This is a genomic window from Fodinibius roseus (assembly GCF_900129315.1).
Classification (GTDB): Bacteria; Bacteroidota; Rhodothermia; order Balneolales; family Balneolaceae; genus Fodinibius; species Fodinibius roseus.
The window spans coordinates 65908-90652 of sequence record NZ_FQUS01000018.1; the positions used below are offsets into that span (position 1 = coordinate 65908).

At 52.6% G+C, this 24745-nt stretch carries 18 protein-coding genes; 6 read left to right on the forward strand and 12 right to left on the reverse strand.

The genetic code is table 11. The features are described from left to right. Positions 1–112: 112 nt before the first annotated feature. Positions 113–1627, reverse strand: coding sequence for a TrkH family potassium uptake protein (locus BUB16_RS15415; RefSeq protein WP_084088342.1), 1515 nt, complete (start codon positions 1625–1627; stop codon positions 113–115). Then, complete coding sequence (gene trkA / locus BUB16_RS15420; protein ID WP_073066461.1) at positions 1627–2976, reverse strand: Trk system potassium transporter TrkA; 1350 nt, start codon at positions 2974–2976, stop codon at positions 1627–1629. The genes BUB16_RS15415 and trkA overlap by 1 nt, the downstream gene beginning before the upstream one ends. 362 nt (positions 2977–3338) lie before the next feature. Here trkA and mgtE point away from each other — a divergent pair, with 362 nt between their 5' ends. From mgtE to BUB16_RS15440, 3 genes are all read left to right on the forward strand, one after another. Further along, complete coding sequence (mgtE, locus tag BUB16_RS15430; RefSeq protein ID WP_073066467.1) at positions 3339–4721, forward strand: magnesium transporter; 1383 nt, start codon at positions 3339–3341, stop codon at positions 4719–4721. Between the two features lie 82 nt (positions 4722–4803). Continuing rightward, entirely contained in the window at positions 4804–5652 is an 849-nt protein-coding gene (locus tag BUB16_RS15435) for a thymidylate synthase (RefSeq protein ID WP_073066470.1), read from the forward strand. After that, on the forward strand, positions 5649–6134 hold the full coding sequence (locus BUB16_RS15440) for a dihydrofolate reductase (RefSeq protein ID WP_073066474.1): 486 nt from the start codon (positions 5649–5651) through the stop codon (positions 6132–6134). The genes BUB16_RS15435 and BUB16_RS15440 overlap by 4 nt, the downstream gene beginning before the upstream one ends. A gap of 201 nt (positions 6135–6335) precedes the next feature. Here the strand turns inward: BUB16_RS15440 and BUB16_RS15445 are convergent, their stop codons facing one another. From BUB16_RS15445 to BUB16_RS21610, 5 genes are all read right to left on the reverse strand, one after another. Beyond that, on the reverse strand, positions 6336–9464 hold the full coding sequence (locus BUB16_RS15445; RefSeq protein WP_073066477.1) for an efflux RND transporter permease subunit: 3129 nt from the start codon (positions 9462–9464) through the stop codon (positions 6336–6338). A gap of 24 nt (positions 9465–9488) precedes the next feature. Further along, the gene (locus tag BUB16_RS15450; protein ID WP_073066481.1) at positions 9489–10691 is read right to left on the reverse strand and encodes an efflux RND transporter periplasmic adaptor subunit; all 1203 of its coding nucleotides are present in this window, start codon (positions 10689–10691) and stop codon (positions 9489–9491) included. 508 nt (positions 10692–11199) lie between these two features. Continuing rightward, a complete protein-coding gene (locus tag BUB16_RS15455; protein ID WP_073066483.1) occupies positions 11200–12462 on the reverse strand; it encodes an HD domain-containing protein in 1263 nt (420 codons plus the stop codon). Between the two features lie 175 nt (positions 12463–12637). Beyond that, positions 12638–13072, reverse strand: a complete 435-nt coding sequence (locus tag BUB16_RS15460; protein ID WP_073066486.1) for an acyl-CoA thioesterase — start codon at positions 13070–13072, stop codon at positions 12638–12640. Further along, the gene (locus tag BUB16_RS21610; protein WP_170864424.1) at positions 13069–13296 is read right to left on the reverse strand and encodes a hypothetical protein; all 228 of its coding nucleotides are present in this window, start codon (positions 13294–13296) and stop codon (positions 13069–13071) included. The genes BUB16_RS15460 and BUB16_RS21610 overlap by 4 nt, the downstream gene beginning before the upstream one ends. A 41-nt stretch (positions 13297–13337) precedes the next feature. Here BUB16_RS21610 and BUB16_RS15465 point away from each other — a divergent pair, with 41 nt between their 5' ends. From BUB16_RS15465 to BUB16_RS21615, 3 genes are all read left to right on the forward strand, one after another. Then, complete coding sequence (locus BUB16_RS15465) at positions 13338–14513, forward strand: M42 family metallopeptidase (RefSeq protein ID WP_244545714.1); 1176 nt, start codon at positions 13338–13340, stop codon at positions 14511–14513. A gap of 250 nt (positions 14514–14763) precedes the next feature. Continuing rightward, a complete protein-coding gene (locus tag BUB16_RS15470; protein ID WP_073066582.1) occupies positions 14764–16713 on the forward strand; it encodes a M1 family metallopeptidase in 1950 nt (649 codons plus the stop codon). 2 nt (positions 16714–16715) lie between these two features. Continuing rightward, the gene (locus BUB16_RS21615; RefSeq protein ID WP_170864425.1) at positions 16716–16868 is read left to right on the forward strand and encodes a hypothetical protein; all 153 of its coding nucleotides are present in this window, start codon (positions 16716–16718) and stop codon (positions 16866–16868) included. Positions 16869–17048: 180 nt separating this feature from the next. Here BUB16_RS21615 and BUB16_RS15475 read toward each other — a convergent pair whose 3' ends face one another. From BUB16_RS15475 to BUB16_RS15500, 5 genes are all read right to left on the reverse strand, one after another. Next, a complete protein-coding gene (locus tag BUB16_RS15475) occupies positions 17049–17960 on the reverse strand; it encodes a fasciclin domain-containing protein (RefSeq protein WP_073066489.1) in 912 nt (303 codons plus the stop codon). A 320-nt stretch (positions 17961–18280) separates the two neighbouring features. Then, a complete protein-coding gene (locus BUB16_RS15485) occupies positions 18281–19219 on the reverse strand; it encodes an L-threonylcarbamoyladenylate synthase (protein WP_211483205.1) in 939 nt (312 codons plus the stop codon). Further along, on the reverse strand, positions 19212–22559 hold the full coding sequence (gene mfd / locus BUB16_RS15490; RefSeq protein WP_073066499.1) for a transcription-repair coupling factor: 3348 nt from the start codon (positions 22557–22559) through the stop codon (positions 19212–19214). Before mfd ends, BUB16_RS15485 begins: the two co-directional genes overlap by 8 nt. 110 nt (positions 22560–22669) lie before the next feature. Next, positions 22670–23662 carry a vWA domain-containing protein gene (locus tag BUB16_RS15495; RefSeq protein WP_073066501.1) on the reverse strand — a complete coding sequence of 331 codons (993 nt, stop codon included), beginning with the start codon at positions 23660–23662 and terminating at the stop codon, positions 22670–22672. Continuing rightward, positions 23659–24678, reverse strand: a complete 1020-nt coding sequence (locus tag BUB16_RS15500) for a hypothetical protein (protein WP_073066505.1) — start codon at positions 24676–24678, stop codon at positions 23659–23661. The genes BUB16_RS15495 and BUB16_RS15500 overlap by 4 nt, the downstream gene beginning before the upstream one ends. Between the last annotated feature and the right edge of the window lie 67 nt (positions 24679–24745).

The window sequence follows — 24745 nt, forward strand, 5'->3', positions numbered from 1 at the left end:
GCCATTGCGGCGTGTTGGTACATGCCGCCCTCACATATGTTTTACCTCTTGCTATTGGGGATTCGCATGATAATTGATTTCGATCAACATTTTTGGTTTTTCCAAATTCTCACTACTGCTTCCAGAATGCGGGCGTGAAGATGAGTAGCACGGTAAAAATCTCCAGTCGTCCCACCATCATCATAAAGATAAGCACCCATTTGCCCGCATAGGGAATCTGGGCGTAATTGTCCGTCGGACCAAATTCTCCCCAGCCGGGACCGATATTGCCCAGACAGGCAATACTGGCACCGATCGAGGATTCCAGATCATAGCCCATGGTTGCCATGACCAGGGCTCCGAGACCAAAAACAATAAGATATAGGGCAAAAAAGCTGAGGACCGTACGCTGGATATCCGCATCGATAGTCTTGTTTCCGATACGAATGGGGAGTACCGCCTTGGGATGCACAATCTGCTTGAATTCGCGAAAAGAGTTGCGAATGATAATCATCCACCGGATCATCTTGGGTCCCCCGCCCGTCGAACCCGCACAGCCCCCGGCAAAGAAAAGCAGAAAAAGAAAGAAACTGCCGAACGAATACCAGAGTTCGTAATCATCTGTCCCAAAGCCCGTCGTCGTGACGATGGAAACAACCTGAAAAGCGCCGTATTGCAGGGCGCTACCGATGGAATACTCGTTGAAAAGCCAGAGCGAAGCACTGACGACCACAATACTGATGCCTGTTATAAGCGTGTAAAAACGCGTCTCCCGGTTATTAAAGAACGACTGTGTATCCCCACGCAGCAACCGGAAGTGCATGGCAAAACTGATCCCGGCTAAAAACATAAAAAGAGTGATGACCGAATCGATATAGACAGAGTCGAAGGCCTGGATGCTGGCGTTCTTGGTCGAAAAACCCCCGGTGGCCAGGGTGGCAAAAGCATGATTGAGGGCGTCAAACCAATCCATCGAAGGATGTACCCACAACAGCAGAAATTCGATGCCGGTGAACGCCACGTAGACTCCCCAGAGCAACTTGGCCGTCTCCTGTACGCGCGGCGTGAGCTTGTCGGTGGTGGGTCCGGGCGATTCGGCCTGGAAAAGCTGCATGCCGCCAATGCCCAGCAGCGGAAGGATGGCAAGAGTCAGAACAATAATTCCCATGCCGCCCAGCCAGTGCGCCATGGACCGCCAGAACAGCATGCTCATGGGCAGCGATTCGATCTGGGGATTCATAAACCCGCTGCTGGTTTCTCCCCCGAATATCGTGGCCCCGGTCGTGGAAAGCCCGCTCATGGTCTCAAAAACGGCATCAGTATAGCTGGGAAGAATGCCGGATATGACGAAAGGCAGGGCCCCTACCAGCGACAAAAACAGCCAGGTGAGACTGACGACCAGAAATCCTTCGCGGATGCGCAGTTCCTGTTCAGGCTTGAAGAAGTAGTACAGGCTGCCGCCCATAACAAAAGCGATGGAAGCGGACGACAAAAAGGTATGCCATACTTTTTCCTCATAAATGAGAGCAATAATCATGGGGGTCAGCAGCGCAAATCCCAGGAAGAAGATAAAGGATCCCAGGATACCCAGAACCGTAAGAAAGTCGATCTGCGGCCGCAAAAAACTTTTTATGGAGGAGGTCTGCATTATTTGAAAAGTGAAGTTACGTTATCCACCGCTTCAGGAAGGCAGAAAATGATGACCCGGTCATTGGCCTTAATCCGGGACTGTCCCGTAGCGATCTCCGATGACCCGTTGCTGAGAATACCCCCCACCACACACCCCTCTGGAAAGCGAATGTTGCGAATGGGTTTTTTGACAACCTTCGACTTGGGAGCCGCCTGCAGTTCAATAACTTCAGCCTTGATCCCCTGCAGTGCCTTCACCGATATAACCCGTCCCCCCCGCACATGCCGGTGAATTTCATTCGACGCCGCCGACTTTTTGTTGATGGCGGCATCCAGCCCGATCGTCTGACTAAGCGGTATATAGTCGGGCTTGGAAACCAGGGCCACCGTCTTTTTCACTTCGAGATGCTTGGCCATAAGGCACGAAATAATATTGGACTCCTCGTCTTCGGTGACCGAAATAAAAGCATCCGTATCGGTAATGCCCTCCGTTGCCAAAAGGTCCGGATCGGTGGGATTGCCATTGAGCACCAGGACATCTTTAAGCTCCTGTGCCAGTTCCACGGCGGTATCGTGGTCCGGTTCGATAAGTTTGATGTTCCAGTTTTTGTCCTCCTCGCTGAGTATGCGTGCGATCATGGCCCCGATGGGCGTCCCGCCGGCAATCATGATGCGGCTGATCTCAACATCCGGTTTGCCGGTTGTCTTGATGACCTCCGGAATGACATCGGTTTTGGCCAGCAGAAACAGCTGGTCATATGCCTGGATACGAACCGATCCGCTGGGAATGATGGTCATTCCTTTGCGGGATATGGCCACTACCCGGAAGGTGATCTCCGGGAATTCTTCGGCATACTCCACCAGCGTTTTTCCCACCAGGGGAGAGGCTTTTCCGATACGCAGCCCGATCATCTGCATCTGTCCGTCTGCCAGGTTTATGAGATCGCTGGCGGAGGCCCGCTTGATCAGCCGCACAATCTCCAGGGCAGCGCTTTGTTCAGGATGGATAAGCACGTCAATGCCCAGGTCGGTTGATTTCAGCGGTGCGTTGGGACGGGATAGCTCGTCGCTACGAACGCGTGCGATGACCTTTTCAGCACCGAGGCGCTTGCTCATCATGGAGGCAATCATATTCACCTCGTCGATACTGGTAACTGCAATAAGAATATCCGCATCCTTGACGCCGGCATCTACGAGGTCTTTCGCCGAAGTTGCGTTGCCCTCGAAGTAAAGTACGTCAAGGTTGTCGGAAACTTTTTTCAGGGCATCTTTATCGCGATCAAGTACGACCACGTCGTGCTTTTCGTTTGAAAGCATGCTGGCCAGATCATAACCGATCTCTCCGGCTCCTATGATAACAATCTTCAAATTGTAACTCCGGTTTGATTAAGAAGTACGCTAAAAGTCGAAAAGTGTAATCACAATCGCAACCATAGTCAAGAGGACTTTCCAAACCGGCCTTTTTGTCCGGCCCTGCCTTACCGGACGGTTGTAATAGGCTATGTGCTGTAGTTCCTACCTCCCTTTGGCCTTAACCTTGAACAACGTCCCCGGTTTTTCAAAGGTTTTGACAATAATATTTTTCGGATGAAGGTAGATGGTGTGATGTAAGAGAGAAAACCGGTGATACGGGAAATCTTTGATTGGAAGTTTAATGAAAGCTTGTTTTTTTACGTAATTAGTGCGATTCTTAGGCGCATATCCTGCCAACCGGAAAGCTATTTATTTTCATGATCGTTGACCTGTTAAAACCCGAATTCGATGAACTGATTGAGGCCAAGGACTGGGTGGCCCTGAAGGATATCCTCAATGATGTTCCGGCTGTCGATGTCGCCAAACTCCTGGAAGAGCTTGAGGCGGAGGTGGCGATCGTTATCTTCCGGCTGCTTAAAAAGCAGAAGGCCGCGGATGTTTTTACCTTCCTGAGTTCGGGAAAGGGGATGGAACTGCTGGATATGTTTACCGCCCAGCAGCTCAGCGATGTGATGTCGAACCTGGAGCCCGACGAGCGGGTATCACTGATGGAAGAGCTGCCCGGGAACCTGACCCAGCGGGTCATGAATTCCATGGAAGTAGAAGACCGCAAGCAGGTGCAAAAGCTGCTGGGCTATCCGGAGGAGAGTGTGGGCCGGCTGATGACGCCCCGGTATGTGAAAGTTCGAAGAGACTGGACCATACAAAAGGGCATGAATAATATCCGGAAGTTCGGGCAGAGTGCTGAAACGGTGAATGTGATATATGTGGTGGACCGGGATGAACATCTGATCGATGACCTGAGGCTGAACCAGCTTATCCTGGCCGACCCGGAGGCCCCGATCTCGTCGCTCATGGACGAAAGTTTTGAGGCTCTCAGCGCTTTTGACGACCAGGAGGATGCGGTGAAAATGCTGAGCAAATATGACCGGGTGGCCATGCCGGTCGTTGATTCCGATGGCATACTGGTGGGCATTGTTACCGTGGATGATATTATTGATGTGGCCGAGGAGGAGACCACAGAGGATATGCAGCTCATGGCCGGTATGGATGTGCTGGATGACTACTATTCACAAACGACGATCTTTGAGATGATCAAAAAGCGCATCGGGTGGCTGGCCTTCCTGTTTGTGGGACAGCTGTTCACGACCACCGCTATGGGCGCTTATGAGAGCGTTATTGCCAATGCCGTATTCCTGTCGCTCTTTATCCCGATGATTATTTCCACCGGAGGAAACTCAGGTACACAGGCGGCAACGCTGATCATTCGCGCTCTTTCCACCGATGATATTGACATGAACGAATGGCTCAAAGTATTGGGACGCGAGCTTCTTTCGGGGCTCATGCTGGGATTGATCATGGCCGTTATCGGTTTTTTTGTTATCATCGGATGGGGTTATATGACCAGTGATACGCTGACACAGGAATTGATTCTGAGTGCCGTGGTAGTGGGACTAAGTCTTATTGGGGTTGTTTTATGGGGCAATTTAAGCGGGTCGATGCTGCCGTTCGCCCTGTCTAAAATGGGACTGGATCCGGCGGTAACGTCAGCACCTTTTGTTTCGACACTGAGTGATGTAACGGGAATTATTATTTATTTTTCGATTGCTATTGCCCTGCTTGAAGGCATCGTGCTGTAGCGGGCTCCAGGCCGGGATGCATTTTCATCAATTTTCGGTTTATACTGGTTAATGGAAACATTGGATAAAAAGTCAGAAACTCATGAAACAATATTTAAATCTGGTTGAAAGCGTATTGGAAAACGGAGTGCGGAAACCGAACAGGACCGGTACCGACACCATTTCCAGTTTTTCTGAATTCTACAAGGTGGATTTGTCGGAAGGTTTTCCGCTGCTTACCACAAAGAAAGTATATTTTCGATCGGTCATTTTAGAGTTGCTTTGGTACCTGCGGGGAGAAGATCATATCCGGTGGCTGCGCGACGAGAAGGATTGTCATATCTGGGACGCCTGGGCCGATGAAGACGGCCATGTGGGACCCATTTACCCGGTGCTGTGGCGGCGATTTCCGTATCACGACGAAGAGGAAATTCGTTTTGAAGGAGATGCCTCTCACATCTGCAAGACGGTATTGATTAATAAGGAGTTTGACCAGGTACAGCGGGCGATTGATATGCTGAAGGAGAGTCCGCACAGCCGTCGTATTGTAGTGAGCGCCTGGCATCCGGGACTCCTCAAGCAGATGGCGCTGCCCCCTTGTCATCTGATGTATATCTTTAACGTTGCCAACGGCAAATTAAACTGTCATCTGACGCAGCGATCCGGGGATATTGCCCTGGGTATTCCCTTTAACCTGGCGTGTTATTCGGCTCTTACGATGGCCATCGCCAATGAAGTGGGACTTGAGTACGGCACCTTTGCTCATACGATCGTTGATGCACATATTTATGAAAATCATGTGGAAGGTCTCAAAGAGCAGCTGAGCCGTGAGCCGAGAGCACTGCCTCAGTTGAAGATCGCAGATAAACCGGTGGACGACCTGGAATTTGAGGACTTTACCCTTGAGGACTATGACCCGCATCCGCCTATAACCTTTGAGGTGGCCGTATGACACTCGCCGCCATTGTCGCCCATGATCCCAACCTGGTTATCGGCCGTAACGGCGAGCTGCCCTGGCACTATTCCGAAGACCTGAAGTACTTCAAAAGCGTGACCATGGGACATCCCCTGATCATGGGACGCGTTGTGTTTGAGGAGCTGGATGAAAAACCGCTGCCCGGCCGTGAAAATATTGTATTGAGCCGCTCGAAGAGTTACGATCATGTGCCTGTCTTTTCCTCCATCGAAACGGCCCTGCAGCACGTAAGGGATGAAGAGCTGGTGTTCGTGATCGGCGGGGCCCGGGTTTACGAGCAGCTGCTGCCCGAGGTGGACAAGCTGTTCGTCACGGAGATTCACCAGTCGTTCAAAGGGGATACCTACTTCCCGGAATACCGGCATGAAATCGGCTCAACCTGGAAGGAGATTAAAAGAGAGCAGCGTCCGGAATTGAGTTTTGTGGTGTATGAACGGATCAGGGAAGAAAAACCCTGATACACCATACGCTTAGCTTAAAAAGCACTATTGGATTAGGGGCCCCACAGCTGCGTTTGCCCCACTGCCCGCTCCCGAAGGGTCGGGATGGCGGGAGCAAGACGAATCCCCGGCAAGATGGACATACGTTCACGTAATACAAACGGACTGTTGAGAAGCAACCCCGCACAGGGACAAATTCCATGGGCCGGGTATTCGGACCTATCCGGGTCCGATGGCTGAGCTTTTATTCAGCCGGGAGAGAATATCCTCCAGGATCATATAGAGGCAGGGAACGATCACGAGAATAATGGAGGTGGCAAAAACAATCCCAAAGCCGAGGGATATCGCCATCGGTATCAGGTGGTAGGCCTGCCGCGAGGTTTCCAGGATGATCGGGGTCAGTCCCCCGAAGGTTGTCAGGGTCGTCAGCATAATGGGCCGGAAGCGACGGAGCCCGGCTTCATGGATGGCTTCGAAAACGGAATGATCGGCGCGTTTTTTGTTGGCATAGTCGATCATAATCAGCGAATCGTTCAGTACCACCCCCGACAGCGCGATCACTCCCATCAGGCTGACCAGCGACAGGTCGTATCCCAGCAGGATATGCCCGATCACGGCTCCCACAATGCCGAAAGGAATAGCTCCCATAACGATCAGGGGTTGAACGTAACTGCCGAAAGCAATGGCAAGCAGGGCATAGATGACCAGCATGGCCATGGTAAATCCGCCCCACAGCGCCTGGGTGGACTCCCTCATTTCGGCCTGACTTCCTTCAAAGCTCCACGTTATCCCGGGAAAGTCGTTTCTCAGCTCCGGCAGAATCTCTTCCTGTATGGAGGCGAGCACCCGCGTCACCGCATTGGCGGGTTCGGCGTCCATACCGACCGTAACGACCCGGCGGCCGTCCCGCCTGTTGATGCTGGTGAAGGCTTCACCCTCTTCGACACGTACAACGTCCATCAGGGGCACTTCCGTGCCGTCGGGGGTTTGGATGACCAGATCCTGGAGGTGATGCATATCCTTGCGTTGCTCATGGGGCAGCTTTACGCGGACTTCTATTTCGTTGGTGCCCCGAAGTTGACGCATGGCAAGCGCTCCATAGAAGGCGTTGCGAATCTGTTCGCCCACATACGAAGAGGTCAACCCGAGTTTTCGTCCCTCCGGAAGGAGCTTGAAATCGAACTGGGTTTTCCCCCTGTTATAGTTATCGTTTACGTCCCGGGTGGCATCAAAGGATTCTACCCGTTCCAAAAACGCCTGGCTGGCCTCTTCCAGCACGTCGATGTCAGAGTGACTCAGGTCGACACTGATATCCTGCTGGTAGCCGGCCGGTCCTCTCTCGGCTTCAAAGGTAATCTGGTCAACGCCTTCAATATCACCGATCTCGTCGCGCCAGAGTTCAATCACCTCCTGGGCGGTCATATCCCGCTCGCCCGGGGGTTTCATGACAATCTCCACATCGATAAAACTCTGTCCCCGCACATTCGTTTTTATTCCGTCGGCCACGCGGTACAGATCATGTTCCTCAAACATCCGGTGGGTGGAATTGGTAATTTCATTCGCTACCTTAGCGGCCTGGTCGGGGGTCGTGCCAACCGGGAGGGATACACCCGATTCAATTTCGTCGGCTGAGACTTCCGGCATCATAATCATGCCCATGTGATCACTATACCCATAGCCGCCGATAACCACGAGCAGGGCGATCGCCGCACTCAGGGTGATATATCGATAGCGCAGACACATCTCGAGAAATCTGCGGTAGTAGCGATCGATAAACCGGTTAAAACGGCGTGCAAACGCCTGCTGACAGCGATGCAGGGTTTTGCCGGCCTTATATGTACTCTCTTTCTGCGAGCTGTGGGCCAAGTGGGCGGGAAGGATAAACAGCGCTTCCAGCAGCGAAACAGCCAGCACTACAATGACCACGGCCGGCAGGGGCCACCAGTACTTGCCGGTAGAACCGGGAATGAACAGCAGGGGAACAAAAGCTATGATATTCGTAAGAATGGCAAAGGTGACGGGTTTGCCCATATCTCTTGCCCCCGTAATGGCGGCGTCGATAAAGCTCATGCCCTTCTGCCGGTACTCGTAGACATTTTCTCCCACCACGATGGCATCATCGACCACAATGCCCAGCACCACCAGGAAGCCGAAGAGAGAGATCATATTTATACTCAGTCCGATCAACGGCAGGAACAGTATGCCCCCCACGAAAGAGATCGTCATTCCCATCATCACCCAGAAGGCCAGCCGGTATTCGAGGAAAAGCGCCAGGATAAAGATGACAATCAGGATGGCAATCAGCCCGTTTTCGGTGAGCAAAGTCAGCCGCTCACTGTAGTCGTCGGCGGTGCTGCTGTCGATACGGTACTGCACGCCACTCGGGAAGGAGGGTTCGGCTTTTTCCAGAATGGTTTGGACGGCAGAGGCGATATCCAGGGGGGACTGGTCTCCGACACGGAAGATGTCGAGGTCAACGGTTGGCTGTCGGTTGAACTCACCGTGAAAACCGGTCTCCTCAAAGCCATCGGTGATGGTGGCAATGTCGGCGAGCGTGATGGCACCCCCGTTTACCAGGGAGATGATTTCGATGCTTCCGAATTCTTCGGCCCACTGTTTGCGCTCCTGCATGCGCAGAAGAATTTCCCCGGCATTGGTTTCAACGGCGCCGGCCGGAATGTCTTCGCTCGACCGGGCAATGATGTCGGCAACCCCGCCGAGGGTGAGATCATACTCACGGAGATGATTTCGCGGAATCTCCACGTGGGTCACATAATCAGGGACGTTTCCTATTTCAACCTGGGTAATCTCTTCGCTGTTCAGCAGCTGGTCGCGGATGTTTTCCGCCAGCTTGCGCAGCGTCCAGATGTCGGCATCGCCGTAGAGGCCGATGACCATCACTTCCCGCTGGTTCGACTGCAGCCGGACTTCCGGTTCTTCAATGTCATCGGGGAAGGTCCGTATCCGGTTTACCGCCTGGTCGATATCCTGGAACGTCTGCATCCGGTCGGTGCCGGCTACCAGCTCGATAAGGACTTCGCCGGAGCCCTCATCGGCCGTGGAAGTGACCTCTTTTATGCCCTGGACGCCCCGTATGGCCTCTTCCACCGGCCGCAGGATGCCCTGTTCCACTTCCGCCGGGGCCGCACCCGGGTAGACGACACTCACCTCTACGACGTCGAGCTGAAACTGGGGAAACACTTCCTTCTGAATATGGAATATCGTCCATATCCCCCCGCCGAGGAGGATGATCATCAAAAGGTTGGCGGCAATAGGGTTCCGGGCCATATAGGCTATGGGACCGGTATAACCGTTTTGATTGCCGCTTTTTGAATCAGGACTGTTCATTTATATTTGATATCTAAATCACATTCATTCTGTATCCTCTAAGCTTGAATCCCGCGCCGAGACCGTGCCCGATTCTTCCAGTCGAAGGGGAGCCCCCTCGGAGACAGTGCTCAGGTTCGTGGTAACGACCTGATCTCCCTCATGTAATCCGCTGCTGATATAGGCGTACCGGGCATCACGAAAGACGATATCCATCTCACGGATCTGGAGCTTCCCTTCCTCCATCACCCATACGGTGTCGTTTGAGCGTATATAGTCGCGGCTGAGCCGGACGACCTCTTCGAGTTCTTCGGTTTTGATATTTGTCTCTACAAAGGAGCCGATCATCAGGGTCGGCAAATCGGTGTTTTCCTCCCGGTAGCCGTAGGGGTCCGGTACCGCCACCAGCACCCGGGCAAGGCGCGTTTGCTGCTCCAGGGCACCGATCAGTTTGTATAAATAGCCTTCGCGAACTTCTTCCGCCGCCCAGGCGGCACGGTTTCGTATCGTAACGTCAGATCTCGGACCCTCATCATCGGGAAAGGTGAGCCACCGCAGTTTTGACAAAGGCACCGTCGCCTCCACCCAGAAGGTATCGAGTCCCACCAGCCGTCCCAGGTCTGCGCCGGCCCCCACCTGGGAACCGATATTCACATTGCGGCTTAGAATATGAGCGTCAAAAGGTGCCCTGATCGTAGTTCGTTCGAGTTCCAGCTCCGCCTGCTTTACAGCTGTTTGCGCGGATTCGACTTGCGACTGTACCGTTTCAAGCTGGGGCTGGCGAAGAACAAGCGGCTTGTTCTCTTCACTGAGCGTATCGCCATACGCTTCATACTCCTTACGGGCCGCTCGCTGGCGTCCCATCTCAATGCGCAAATCTGCCTTCGCCTGTTGCAGCTCATTTCTGCGCTGCTGGAGCGCATGTTCATAATCCGCCGGGTCAATTTGAAGCAATAGCTCACCCTTTTCGACATAACCGCCCGGGGTAAAAGCGGCGGATTGCCTGATAATTTCGCCGCTGACCTGTGAACTGAGTATAATATCCCGGGCCGGCTCCACGGTGCCCATAGCCTCTATGGTAGGCTGGTAGGTGTCACGGCGGACTTCAATGACATCCACCAGCATGGCTGTTTCCTGGGTAGCCCCTTGTCGTGAAGCAGTAGGTTCGGTGGAAAAAATAAGTGCGGTGATACCACCTCCGACGAGCAGTATGATGAAACAGATAAGAAGTGTCCTTTTCCAATCCATAAACCCTTTTCCTTTGCTTGGGGAATCCTGTTATGAGCGTTTTCATTTGTTTAAAGAGTGACCTTCACCGGATTAAGCTCATCTAAGCTAATCTATATACCAAATCTATAGGAACTTTGAAGCATGTTCAGATGAAATCCTTTGATCTCCCAGCCAGGGACTTTTTAAAAAACCATCAGCCGGTTGTTTTGCTGTCCGATACCCACTTTTATTTACCGCCTGCTGAGGTTCCTCCGACCATAATATCATCGGTCAGGCATGGGATTTCCCAGCCCTCTACAAGGCACTCAACGATTAAACAAACAACTCCGGCTGTGCGGCAGTTCCAGCGAGACCGTTTACGTAATAGTTATGAAAGATATATTCCGAATCAGGGCGTCTGAATGCATTTTGCAGACGTTCAGGCCGGAAGGAAGAATCCGATCCGAACGCAACATCCCGGGCTGTCGCAGTAGCGTTGGGACGAAAGAAGAAGAGTGGAATAGTATGGATCTGTTGGATAGAGATGTCACCGTTTTACATCAAAAGCCTTCAGGTGCACCACATAGGGCTTGACGACGGGCTCGGTGAGGGCAATGATATTTTGTGTGTCGGCGGCCTTGGAAAATTCCACGGCTTTGTCCTTTTCCTCTAAAATCCATATTCCCTCATTTTCATAGCGGTAGGCCTCACTGTAGCTTTCGTCAAAAGAGTAAAAATATTGAGCGGCGGCCTCATCATGGGGAAGGCCCTGTGCCTGCAGGACCTTCTGTGTTTTCATCCTGACCTTTTCTTTGAGCCTGGCATTCGGGGTCCCATCCAGGAAGGTTGTGCGGAACAGGGAACGCGACTGGAACCGCTGGCAGAGGTCGGCGAGGATGGGGTCATCGGCATATTGCCAGTATTTAATACTTTGATAGACGTCGTTGTCATCGAGCTGAAGGTATTGCTCGAGCACCCGGCGGGCGATCCCTTTTGTGGCGGTGGGACGATTTTCCAGGAAGAACTGCAGGGAGGGGGAGGCCTGGTACAGGTCGGTCCCGGAGGCAATAAGCTCCCGCACGCGCTTAAATATATTTCGAAGCAGCTTGTCGGCACTTAAAACGGTTTTGTGCAGGTAGACCTGCATATACATCAGCCGCCGGGCCAGGATGTAATTTTCAATGGCATAAATGCCTTTTTTTTCGATCACGATATTACCTTTGTATACCCGCATGGTTTTGAGAATACGCTCAATACCCACCGATCCTTCATAAACCGAGGTAAAGACGCTGTCCCGCTTCAGGTAATCCAGCCGGTCAATGTCCAGCTGCGAAGAGATAAGCTGGTTTAAAAAAGGTTTTTTGGGATACTGATCCGTAAAAATCCTGATCGCCAGATCCAGGGCCCCATCCATCTCCCTGTTAAGTTTACGCATAATGGCAAGGGTCATCATTTCGTGATGAAAATCCTCGATCAGGTTGAATTCGAGCGTGTGGGACAGCGGACCGTGTCCCACATCATGCAGCAGCACGGCGATCAATGTGCCTTCGAATTCAGCGGGACTGATGGTCGTATCTTTTTCGCGGAGATTGTTGAGGATGCGCTGGGCCAGCTCCATGGCGCCGAGGGCGTGGGAAAAGCGGGAATGCTCCGCTGCCGGAAATACGAGGTACCCCAGGCCCATCTGCTTGATACGGCGCAGCCGCTGGACGTAAGGGTGGTCGATCAGATCCAGGATAATGCCTTTGGGGACCGTAATGAACCCGTGGATGGGATCATTGAACATCTTGTATTGCGTGCTTTTGTCCATTCTAAAAAGGTGTCTTACATCATTTTGATATCTTTATGCAGAGAAAATAACGATTAAATTCGGCTTATGAAGAAATTGCCGGGGGGCGGTATTTCCACCGGACAGAGATTTTAGCTGCTGCTCCTCTCACGGGTGCGGTCGAGCGGGCTCATACTACAGTCCCCCGGATGGGATCCTAACCGTTCACGAAAAATTGATCCGCATCATCGACCCCGGGCAGGCGGCTCGGCTTCTGCTGTTCGAGGTCAAACCACACGCCGTGGGCTTCAGCCACGGAAACCAGTGTCTTCTCTTCTGCCAGGTAGATCGCCTGAAAGCTTGAAATACTGGAATGGCCCATCTTTATGATCCCTGAGCCGATGAGCAGGCTGCCCGGGTACTCCGCCGGGTGAATAAAATCAATGTTGATGTTGGCCAGCACAAAACTGAAGCCCTCCTGGAGCTGATCGGCAAAAGCGGGGACCTGCCGGATGAACTTGATGCGCGCCTCTTCGTAATAGGTATTGAACAGGGCGTTGTTGACGTGGTTGAGAGGATCCAGGTCCCGGAACCGGATGGGAATTTCCGACCAGTGCGGGAACAGCTCCTGTTGGTATGAGGGGTTTTTCATGCGATGGTTGGTCTAAACTGATAATCTGAAAAGTAAAAAGTGACATCTGTCAAAGATAACAGGGAGAAAGCGTCCCCCGGGCCATGCGTCTGACCGCCTTCTGCCTGAAGCCGGGGATGTCCTGTGCCTGTCTCGGCAATCAGCTGCCTGCCCGATGTCATGAATCCAAGTCCGGCGGACGCCCGGGCATACCGTATAAAAAGGCTGTTATCCTGAGACAGCAAAATGAAAGTAGAGAAAATTTCCTAAAGATAAAATGATCGGTATGAAAGTATTTTTATTTAACGGACAGCGAATGAATGCTTATATTCTTTCGGGTAAAACCGTATTAGTTAACCCAAAGTTTGAAATTAAAAATTATTTTTCGATGGATAACAGCGAACAGCAATTCTTAGAGAATTTATTAATAACCCCCAGTCCCACGGGGTTTGAATCAGAGGGACAAAAAGTATGGAAGGAGTATGTCGGTTCGTTTGCCGATGAAGTAGAGGCGGATGCCTACGGTTCGGCTTGTGCGAAGCTGAATACCAGCTTTGATGTGATTACGGTAATGCTGGAGGCGCATTGCGATGAGATTGGCATGATCGTACAGCATATTACCGACGACGGATTTGTATATATCAATAAGCTGGGGGGGAGCGATTCGACTATTGCACGGGCCAAGCGTGTACATATTCACACAAGAGAGGGCGTGGTCTCCGGCGTGACGGGCAATACGGCGATCCACCTTCAGGATAAGAAGAACGGCAAAGGCGAGCAGCCGGCCTGGAAAGATATTTATGTGGATATCGGGGCATCGAGCCGGGATGAGGCCCTGGATATGGTCCAGGTGGGCGACCCCATTACGTATGCTGACGCCTATGATTATCTCTCCGATGATATTCTAACGGGACGCGCCCTCGATAACCGCATCGGCGGGTATATGATCGCCCAGGTGCTGCGCAGGCTCAATGACCGGCGCGACGAGCTGGGCGTTAACGTGGTGGCCCTGAATTCGGTGCAGGAAGAAGTGGGCGGTTATGGCGCGCGCATGATGAGCTATCGCATTGAGCCCGACCTGTCACTGGTGACGGATGTGACCCATGCCACCGATAGCCCTGGCATTGACCACAAGGAGCACGGTCTGGTGAAACTGGGTAAGGGACCTTCAATCCAGCACGGCGGCGCCAACCATCCCAGGATTGTGGAATACCTGGAAAAGATCAGCGAGCAAAAGGGCATCGATATCCAGCATGAGGCAACCAGCGTTCGCACGGGCACTGATACCGACAGCATTTTTTACCAGAAGACCGGCATCCCCAGCGCGTTGATCTCCCTGCCGCTCCGGTATATGCATTCGCCGGTGGAGACCGTCTCGCTAACCGATGCTGAGGCCCTCATCGAGCTGATGACCGAGTCGGTGCTGGCGCTGGAACCCGATCAGACCTTCCAGGTTTTGTAGATGTTAAACCCGGCTGTGATGTTAAATCGCATCCCCGCTTTTTAAAGGAATAATTTAATCCCAATCACCCGTTGAGTGATTATTAATAGCTTTAACAATGAGTTATCTGCGTCAGAAACCGATAACATAATACCTACGGTGACAGGAGATAGAAACCGGCAACCTCACCGGTCGGATCGTATTCCGGGCCGGTGGGATGATTGCTTTTTACCCGCTCAACGAGTAAAAAAACAAGATTCCATTTATGTATATGAAAGTTAGAATTACATTTCTATTGGTTTTGGCCCTGTTGGCAACTTCGCCGCTCAATGCTCAAGAAGGGAACGACAGCACGGTACAGGAAGCTTTTTTGCCTTATGAAACGGGACCCGGCACCTCCTACAGGAGTGCAAGCGGTGCTCCGGGCGAGGCCTACTGGCAAAATTCCGCCGACTATGAGATGGATGTCCGGTTGCACCCGGAAGAGCATAAAGTAACCAACAGCGTGACCATTTACTATACGAATAACAGTCCCCGGGCGCTGGAATTCATTTGGCTCAAGCTCGATCAAAATTTATTCGACAAAGAATCCTGGGGGGCAAAGCTAACGCCCCATACCGGGTCCCGGTTCGGCAATCGGAACTTTGACGGCGGCATAACGATTGACGATATCACCGTTCGGCAGGCGGGGGAAGGCTATGAGCCCGAGACGCGCTCGATGGGTACGAATATGAAAGTTGATCTTAAAGATCCCCTGTCTGCCAAAGGAGGGGAGGTAACCCTTCGCATCGATTATTCATTCGTCATCCCCGATTACGGATCGGATCGGCTCGGCCGCCTTGAAACCAAAAAGGGTATGATCTACGAAGTGGCCCAGTGGTACCCGAGAGTGGCCGTGTATGATGACGTGCAGGGCTGGAACATTCGTCCCTACCTGGGGGCAGGCGAGTTTTACATGGATTACGGCTCCTTTGACTATCAGATCACCGCTCCCTCGGATTATGTGGTCGTAGCTTCCGGGGCCCTTCAAAACCCGCAGGAGGTATTAACCCCGGGTCAGCAAGCTCGCTGGGAAAAGGCACAAAATAGTGATGAGCGCGTATATATCATCAGCCCGGAAGAGGTAGGTACGGAGGCCTCACGTCCCCGGCACTCGAAGCGGCTGACCTGGAAGTATTCCATTGAAAATGCCCGCGATATCGCCTGGGCGGCTTCCAGGGCTTTTATTTGGGATGCGGCCCGGATAAACCTGCCGGGTGAGGATCAGTCGCTGGCAATGTCGGTGTATCCGGTGGAGAGTGCAGGCGACACCGCATGGAGCCGTTCAACGGAGTATGTCAAGGGTTCGATTGAATTCTATTCGGATTACCTGAAAAAGTACCCGTATCCCACCGCTGTTAATGTAGCCGGCACGGTGGGAGGCATGGAATACCCGGGCATCGTCTTTTGCAGCTGGAAGGCTACGGAAGCCGGCTTATGGGGCGTTACCGACCATGAATTCGGACATATTTGGTTTCCCATGATCGTGGGATCCAACGAACGCGAGCATGCCTGGATGGATGAAGGGTTTAACACCTTCATCAACCGTCTGAGCACGCAGCATTTCAATGAGGGAGAATATTACCGCGAGACCGATGCCCGGGTTCTGAATGACTGGCTGAACAGTGAGGACCATGAGTCGATTATGACGGCTCCCGACCAGATACAGCCGGGCAATTTGGGCGCGGTGGCCTACAATAAGCCGGCAGTGGGACTGCATATGCTTCGAAATTCCATCCTCGGCCGGGAAGCGTTTGACGAAGCGTTTAACGAATATTTAGACCGCTGGGCCTACAAACATCCCACTCCGGATGATTTCTTCAATACGATGGAGAATGTCAGCGGACGCGAGCTGGACTGGTTCTGGAGAGGCTGGTTTGAAAAGACCTGGACGATGGACCAGGCCGTTGATTCGGTCCGCTATGTGGAGGGAGACCCCTCACAGGGAGCGCTGATCAGTATCAGCAACAACGACAAGCTGGTGATGCCTGTGGTCATGAAAATAACACAGGAAAACGGGCAGACTGAAGTGATCGAGCTGCCGGTTCAGGTGTGGCACCGCGGTGACCACTGGACCACGCAGTACCCATCCACTTCGAAGATCCGTCGGGTGGAAATGGATCCCCGAAGAGAATTCCCGGATGTAAATCCGGCTAATAATGTGTGGAGTAGCGAAAAGTGATTGTGGCGGAGTTCAGGTATAATCTGACAGGTCCCGGGTCCGCGGGACCTCTCCACTTGCCGTATGGGTACGATCGCGGGGGATCGATAACAGGAACGATGGTTCTGCACTGGATGCCGATCCCGAATCTACGCAGGGAGACTTTTATTATCTAATTGGGACACACTCGATGGGTAAGTGTCTGCCGATCCGCTGCCCGGCGAAACCCTGCGCCTGATTTATTTGGCTCTGTGATAATGCCCGTGAAATATCAGCGGTATATAAAAAAGCCCGTCCCCAGTAAAGGACGGGCTTTTAAATGTCATTAATGTACAAATGAACAGCGATCTGAGTGTTTATTCCTCAGAGGGCGCTTCGAGCGGGGTGTCGATGATATGAACAACGCCGTTGATGCCCTCTATATCGGCCGTCGTAACGGTGGCCTCGCCGTTAATGGTGATGGTAGCGCCGCTGACATCCACATCCAGCTCATCACCACTCATCGTAGTATACGTTTGAGAACTGAACTCAGCAGAGGTGAGCTTTTCTTCAAGAATGTAGTATTGAATTTCGTTCCCGGTTGGACTTGTACCGTCAAGAGCTTCATCAGAAGGGGCAAAGACTGTAAATTCGCCATTGGGATTTTGTAAATCTTCTTCCAGTCCTGCAACATCTTCAATTGCATCCTGCAGATCATTCAGTTGATATCGCTTGGCAATAAGACCGGTAACATCAAGATAGGAATCGGGGAAAAGAACCTGATCAACAGCATAAATATAACCGTTACTTGCAGATAAAATACCACCTTGAAGTAATTCACTATCATTTATATTGAGACTGGTACCTTGGTTAGTAGATACAAGTTCAAAATAGAGGTATTCTCCTTGCATACTTTGAATGTCTTCTGTCTCTTCTAAGTTATTAGGTTCAACCAATTCATTTAAAATATGATAGCTTAAGACTTCAATTCGTGCTTCTTCTGATGACAGGGTATCAGTGAGATTTGAAGGCAAATCATCAAATGCATCATTGGTGGGAATGATAACTGTCATTTGGCTTCCCTGGGCAATGGTGGAATCAAGTTCGGCCGCACCTGTATCACCCAAGTAGTCAACAAAGGTATTGAAATCAGATATGCGGTCTGCCTCTTCGAATAGATTTCCTACAGTTTGATCTGAATCGGAGCTGTCCAGGCAGGAAGTCAGTACCAGTGAAAATAGTAGCAGGATAACGGGGATCGGGGAATACCGGTTCTTAGTCAGTTGCATAATATTAAATAGGATAAGTTGAAAAGGTTTATAGTTATACAATAATGTAAGACAATTAATACACCCGCCAAAAGAGCAATAACTATTTAATTTTAAAAAACGTTAAAAGAAGCCTTTGAAAACCGCTCTTCTGCCCAATGCCGGCATTATCGGTCGGTTGAAACCGCCACATATGAGCTATATGCTGTGAGGGCAACCTTCCTCTGATCTTGGTCTTGACCTTGACCAAAATCACCGGTTTTTCAACGGCTTCTGAAAATCTTTTCCTGAACACTTGCATACCTATGTTCATTTTTAGGCATTTTCGCTGGATTTGTTCCTTACCCGACCGCCTTTTTGATGCGGTTTTCAAGGGCCGGGACTAAGGGATCCTCCCGATCGCCGCCGGTAAACGGTTCTATCGCGACGGTATTATACCCCCGGTGGTCGGCCTGGCGGAACCGGTCGTACAGCTCCCGCGCCAGTTGCTGGAAGTCGCCTTCGTAGGCGACTATGTTTTTCCCTTCCTGCCCGGCCCGGCGGGAGTGAAGCAGGTACAGGGTAGCAGAATCGATATCTATTGTTTCGTCGTCATCAAGCCAGCGAACGGCGGCATCCGGGGCGTAATGGGTGTATTTGGTGCCCGGGCTTCTGGTTTCGGTATCCGGAGAACGGTCGCCGGCGTCCTGCTCCACTTTTTTTCCGGTGGCCTCTTCGATCTCCTGTTTGGAGATGGCACCGGGACGGTAAATCCGGTAGGGCTGCCGGGAGAGGTCCAGCACCGTCGATTCAAGTCCGATAGCGGTCTCCCCGGCATCAATGACCGGAAACTGCTCCCCGAAGTCCTCCCGCACGTGCTGGGCTTTCGTGGGACTCGGCCGCCCGGAGGTGTTGGCACTGGGGGCTGCGAGGGGACCCGCACCGGCAATGAGCTCCTGGGAGAGCGGGTGACTCGGCCAGCGGACTCCCACGGTATCGAGTCCCGCGGTCACGAGATCCAGCACCCCCGGCTTCTTTTTGAAAATGAGGGTAAGCGGACCCGGCCAGAAGCGCTGCATCAGGAGTCGGGCATCGGCTGAAATTTCCCGGGCAAACTGCTCGACGGACGGAATGGATGCCACGTGCACAATCAGCGGGTTGTCCGTGGGACGTTCTTTTCGGTCGAATATCTTTTGGATGGCCGATGGGTTCCAGGCGTCCGCTCCCAGCCCGTAGACCGTTTCGGTGGGAAACGCAACAATTTCCCCTTCTCTCAGCAGCTGAATATATCGATCAAGCAAAACTGACCTCCCTGTTATAGGCCCCGGAAAGTTCTTTCAAAAAGGATGCGGCCGCTTCCGGGTCCGGGATCTCGTGAATGACAAAACGGACCTTGTCGTCCTTCTGGATCACTTCAAAGCGGTCTTCGGCTTCCTGCTGAAGCGTTTTCAGCAGCTCCTGGAAACGGTGCCCGTAGAACTCCTCGCCGAGCTCGGAATCATGCTTGGGGCATTCCAGCCACATCCGGCCGGAGCGTATGCGGACCTTTGTCAAAAACAGCCGTGAGGCATACAGCTTGATGACCGCTCCCGTGATCAGGTTTTGCGCGGCATCGGGTACCGGACCGAAGCGATCTTCTATTTCCTCTTTCCAGTCTTTGATTTCCTCCAGTTTTTCGGCCCCGGCCAGCTTGCGATAGAGGTTGAGTCGCTCCACGCTGTCGGCGACATAATTGCTTTTGAGCAGGGCCGGAAGATCAAATTCAACCTGGGTCTCGGGAAGCTCGGGGCTTACTTCCACGTCGCTGAAGACCTCGCTGAATTCCTCTTTCTTAAGTTCTTTAACGGCGTCGTTGAGGATTTTTTGATAGAGATCGAAGCCGAGGTCATTGATAAACCCGCTTTGCTCCGCCCCCAGGATATCCCCGGCGCCCCGGATATCGAGGTCACGCATGGCGATGTTAAAGCCCGACCCCAGGTCCGAAAACTCTTCGAGCGCCAGCAGCCGTTTCCGGGCCTCGTCGGTCAGGGATTTGATATTCGGGGTAATCAGGTAGCAAAACGCCTTCCGGTTCGAGCGTCCCACGCGTCCCCGCAGCTGGTGCAGCTCAGCCAGGCCGAAGCGGTCCGCCCGGTTGATGATCATCGTATTGGCGTTGGAGATATCAATGCCATTCTCGACAATATTCGTGGAGAGCAGCACATCAAACTTGTGATCGTAGAAATCCTCGATAATCTTCTCGAGCTTTTTGGAGCTCATCTGTCCGTGCGCAAAACGAACGCGCACATCCGGCACCAATTCCCGCACCATGTTTGCCGTCGCCTCAATATTTTTCACCCGGTTGTGAATAAAGAAAACCTGTCCCCCGCGCGAGACCTCCTGGCTGACGGCATCCCGGATCAGGTCCTTGTCAAAACTGTGAATTTCTGTTTCCACCGGCTGGCGGTTTTCCGGAGGGGTATTGATGATGCTCAGGTCGCGCGCGCCCATCAGCGAAAACTGCAGCGTGCGGGGGATGGGCGTAGCCGTCAGCGTGAGCACATCGACGGTGGCGCGGTATTTTTTGAGCCTCTCTTTGGCGGAGACCCCGAATCGCTGCTCTTCATCCACGATCAGCAGTCCCAGGTCATCAAACGCCACGTCTTTGGAAGTCAGCCGGTGGGTGCCCACGATGATATCCACCTTGCCCTCTTTCAGGCGTTTCAGGGTCTCCCGCTGCTCTTTCCCGCTGCGAAATCGGGAAATCACATCAATGGAAACGGGGAAGTCCTTCATTCGTTTTTTGAAGGTCTTGTAGTGCTGGTCGGCCAGAATAGTCGTCGGTACCAGCATGGCCACCTGCTTGTGATTCATTACGGCTTTAAACGCGGCGCGGACCGCAACCTCCGTTTTCCCGAATCCCACATCCCCGCAGACCAGTCGGTCCATCGGGGTATTGGATTCCATATCCTCTTTCACCGCCTCGATAGCACTGCGCTGATCGGGTGTTTCCTCAAATTCAAAGCGGGCTTCCATTTCCGTTTGCCAGGAATTATCCGGCTCAAATTCGAATGCATCCTGCGACTTTCGCTTCGCATAGAGCTTGATAAGATCCCGCGCAATATCCTTGACTTTCTTTTTCGTCTGCTCCTTCTTGCGGGCCCAGCGTCCGGAGCCCAGCTTGTCAATGCGCGGCTGTGTCCCCTCTTTCCCGGAGTATTTCTGGATTTTGTGCAGGCTGGAGACATTGACATAGAGCACCGAATTTTCTTTATAGCGCAGCACCACGGATTCCTGCTCGACGCCGCGTACCTCAATGGTTTTAAAGCCGGCGAATGTGCCGACGCCGTAATCCACGTGAACCACAAAATCCCCGATATTCAGGTCCCGCAGCTCTTTGAAGGAGATATTGCTCGTATGTCGCTTGCGACGGACTTTGGGACGATGATACCGGTTAAAGATCTGGTGGTCGGTATACACTGCCAGTCCCTGTTCATTGAGCAGGAATCCCTGGTGGATTGTTTCCACGGAAAGGTGATAGCGAAGCTCTTTGGAGGGCTCGCCCAGCAGCTCTTCGAACCGGTCGCGCTGGCCTTCATTATCACACAGGATGTAGGTGTCGAATCCCTGTTTGCTCAGGTTCCGGATATCTTCCCGGAGCAGCTTGATGTTGCCGTTGAAATCCGGCTGGGGACTGGCATCGAGGCGAAAACGCCGGTCGGCCTGCCGGTCTTTTGAAAACCCGCCCATATAGAGCTGCGCGCAGTCCTCCAGTGACCGCTCGAACTGTTCGGTATCTACAAAAAGCTGCTCCGGGGAGAGCTTTTCTTCTTTGTCCGCCAGCTGCTCGTACCGCTCGGTGGCCTCCGAAAACCGGTGGTCCATTTCCGACCGGATAAGCGACGGGTTGACTAACAGGACCACCGTATCCTCGTCAAAATAGGACAGGAGTCCCCGTTTTTCGCCCTGGCTCAAACTGGAGGCATCGGGCACGAGGCGCACCGTTTTCAGCAGCGAGACCGAGCGCTGGGAGTCGGGGTCAAACTCCCGGATCGAATCCACCTCATCCCCGAAGAACTCCAGCCGGATCGGATATTCGCCCGTATAGGGGAAGACATCGAGGATGCCGCCCCGGTGGGCAAACTCGCCCGGTTGACTGACGAATCTGACCGGCTCATATTCCTGGTTCAGCAGTTCTTCCCGCAGGCTTTCAAAATGGACGGTATCACCGTTTTGGATCGTAATCGAGGATTCGGCAAAGAGTTCGGGAGAGACGATCTTATCGAACACCGCGGGCGCCGACGTTACCAGCAGCCGTCGGTTGTGATGCCTGATATTTTCCAGGACCTCTGACCGCTGCACGACGACCGAGCTGTCGGTAATTTGCTGATCGTCATAGGGGTGCTGCCCGGTTTCGGGAAAGTAGTCGGCCTGCCCGACATCCAGCGCATCGAGATCTCCTTTCATGAATTTGGCCGATTCGCTGTCGGGATGAATCACAACTACCCGGTCATATTTGCGGGACAGTTTTGCCGCCAGCAGGGCAGGAGTGGAGCCTACAAAGTGATCCAGCAGCAGGATATTCCGCTTGCGGATGTGAGCATTGAGTTCCTGCCAGGGAATTTGGGCGGAAAAAGTTTTTAACACTGACTGTAGCGCCATGAACAGTAGAAGGAATTAGTATTGCATTGGCCGGATGTTTGCTCTTCTAAAGATAACCATTTAAACCGTTCTTTTTGTAATGGATTTTGGAATTGCGAGAAGCCCCGGCCTTATTCCATGGCATTCCGGAAAACAAACCGGTCGGTGACCGCAGAGAGGACCAGCAGAAGAATGCCCGGCAGCAGAAAACGGGGATAGAGATCCTGGTAATCAGTATAAATAATCTCTTCGATCTCGGTCTTCTCAAGCTCGTTAATTTGTCCGTAGATCTCCTTGAGCCGCTCGGTGTCGGTTGCCCGGAAGTAACTGCCTCCCGTCATACGGGCAATTTCGGTAAGCATTTCTTCATCAATATTGACCTCAATATTTTGATAGCGGTTCCCGAATATTGGGTCCTGAACCGGGTAAGGTGCGGTGCCGCGGGTGCCGGCACCGATGGTATATATTTTAATATCCTGTGAGACGGCCAGGTCGGCAGCCGTAACGGGATCGATCTCACCGGAATTATTTTGTCCGTCGGTAAGCAGTATGATGACCTTGCTTTCGGCCCGGCTCTCCTTCAGCCGGTTCACGGCGGTTGCTATTCCCATCCCGATGGCGGTACCGTCCTCCACGACGCCCATTTCCACCTCTCCCAGAAGCCGGTTTAGCAGTTCATAGTCGAGGGTGGGAGGTACGGCCGTAAAGCTTTGGCGTGCAAAGAGTACAAGTCCAATCCGGTCGGAAACCCGCTGGTCTATAAAATCAGCTGCGACGTTTTTTGCGGCCTCCAGCCGGTTGGGCTTGAGATCCTCGGCCTTCATGGAAGTGGATATATCAAGGGTCAGTACGATATCAATACCTTCTGCATTGCGCTCGACCGTGGTGTTTTGATACTGGGGACGGGCCAGGGCACAGACCACCAGGGCAAAGGCCATCCATTGCAGCAGGGGAGGGAGGTAGATGCCATAGGTCCTCCAGCTTCCGGTAAGATCGCTGAAATTCGAGGTATCCGAGAACGTAAGGCTGGGAATGCGAGTCCTCCACAGCCCCCAGGTGTGATAACCGATCAGCGGTATCAGCAGCAGTAACAGCCACAGCCATTGCGGGTTTGCCCAAGTCATGCGTTCACCTCCGCCCTGTTTTGCTTCTGCTCAAAACGTTCCCGTTCTGCTTCCATCCTGGACTGATGCTCGCGCCGCAGGTGCTCCACGCGGGGACCGTCAATTTCTTTGGCCCGCTGCACGAAGTCCTGGGCTTTGCGGAGAGCCCGTTCTGCCTGCTCGGTCGTTGGCGTAAATTTAGCAAATTTCACCATGTCGGCCTCCTGTAAAACCGTGCGTGTCTCATCAATCAAATCGCTGTCAATGGAACGAGCCCTGAGGGCCTGCAGGATTTCACGGCTCGTAGATTCCAGCGCAGGAATATGATGCAGATCTTCAAAATAACGGCGAATGGCATCCCCCAGGTCGATATAGAACTCCTTGAAGTCCTCATGTGTCGTCAGTTCGGCATCTTCAAGCCGGCCGATATCATGCTGCAGGATTCTGAGCGGATTTTCAAAGGGGACCGGGGTGAACGTTGCGGGTTCCGGGGCAGGCTGGTCCCCTTTTTTGGTAAAATAGCGCTGCAGGAAGTAGGCCGCCACGCATAGCAGGATAAATGCCAGAATATAGGGCCACCAGGCCAATGCAAAGTCGTAGATCGGTTTGAGGGGACGAAAGGACTCATCATCCCGGGCCAGCACACTGCGAAAATGGATGGGGACAGGGTTGGTATAAAGCGTAGTGGTGTCTTCATCCTGCACCAGCAGTACGGGCAGCTCGGGAAGCGTGGTGTCGGCCGTGCCAAAAAACTGCAGCTGGTAGTGAACGCTGTCTTTGTAGGAAGAAACCTTGAATTGCGATCGCGAACGAACTTCAAAATTGTCGGAAGGCAAGCTGCTGGAGTCCGGAAATATGATATCATCATATTCCCGGTCACGGTTGAGCGTGATCGAAAGATCAAAGGTATCACCTACCTCCAGGGTATCCGCCGGCGCATACTCCCGGACCGTCTGGGCCCGGCTGTTTTGAGTAAAGCCCACGCTCAGCCAAAGCACCAGAAGGAGAATAATCTTGGATATATGGGTATTGATCACTGCTGCCGCTTATTGAATGATTAGTAGTTTAAAACAGAGCCGTAAGCTTTTTATTGTTATTCCTTTT

What these genes read in the sequence shown, in the direction of transcription:
- BUB16_RS15465 (WP_244545714.1), top strand. Translation starts at nt 13,338, where the DNA reads ATGAAAGTATTTTTATTTAACGGACAGCGAATGAATGCTTATATTCTT.
- mgtE (WP_073066467.1), top strand. Translation starts at nt 3,339, where the DNA reads ATGATCGTTGACCTGTTAAAACCCGAATTCGATGAACTGATTGAGGCC.
- mfd (WP_073066499.1), bottom strand. Translation starts at nt 22,559, where the DNA reads ATGGCGCTACAGTCAGTGTTAAAAACTTTTTCCGCCCAAATTCCCTGG.
- BUB16_RS15470 (WP_073066582.1), top strand. Translation starts at nt 14,764, where the DNA reads ATGAAAGTTAGAATTACATTTCTATTGGTTTTGGCCCTGTTGGCAACT.
- BUB16_RS15460 (WP_073066486.1), bottom strand. Translation starts at nt 13,072, where the DNA reads ATGAAAAACCCCTCATACCAACAGGAGCTGTTCCCGCACTGGTCGGAA.
- BUB16_RS15415 (WP_084088342.1), bottom strand. Translation starts at nt 1,627, where the DNA reads ATGCAGACCTCCTCCATAAAAAGTTTTTTGCGGCCGCAGATCGACTTT.
- BUB16_RS15435 (WP_073066470.1), top strand. Translation starts at nt 4,804, where the DNA reads ATGAAACAATATTTAAATCTGGTTGAAAGCGTATTGGAAAACGGAGTG.
- BUB16_RS15475 (WP_073066489.1), bottom strand. Translation starts at nt 17,960, where the DNA reads ATGCAACTGACTAAGAACCGGTATTCCCCGATCCCCGTTATCCTGCTA.
- BUB16_RS15445 (WP_073066477.1), bottom strand. Translation starts at nt 9,464, where the DNA reads ATGAACAGTCCTGATTCAAAAAGCGGCAATCAAAACGGTTATACCGGT.
- BUB16_RS15440 (WP_073066474.1), top strand. Translation starts at nt 5,649, where the DNA reads ATGACACTCGCCGCCATTGTCGCCCATGATCCCAACCTGGTTATCGGC.
- BUB16_RS15495 (WP_073066501.1), bottom strand. Translation starts at nt 23,662, where the DNA reads ATGACTTGGGCAAACCCGCAATGGCTGTGGCTGTTACTGCTGCTGATA.
- BUB16_RS15455 (WP_073066483.1), bottom strand. Translation starts at nt 12,462, where the DNA reads ATGGACAAAAGCACGCAATACAAGATGTTCAATGATCCCATCCACGGG.
- BUB16_RS15450 (WP_073066481.1), bottom strand. Translation starts at nt 10,691, where the DNA reads ATGGATTGGAAAAGGACACTTCTTATCTGTTTCATCATACTGCTCGTC.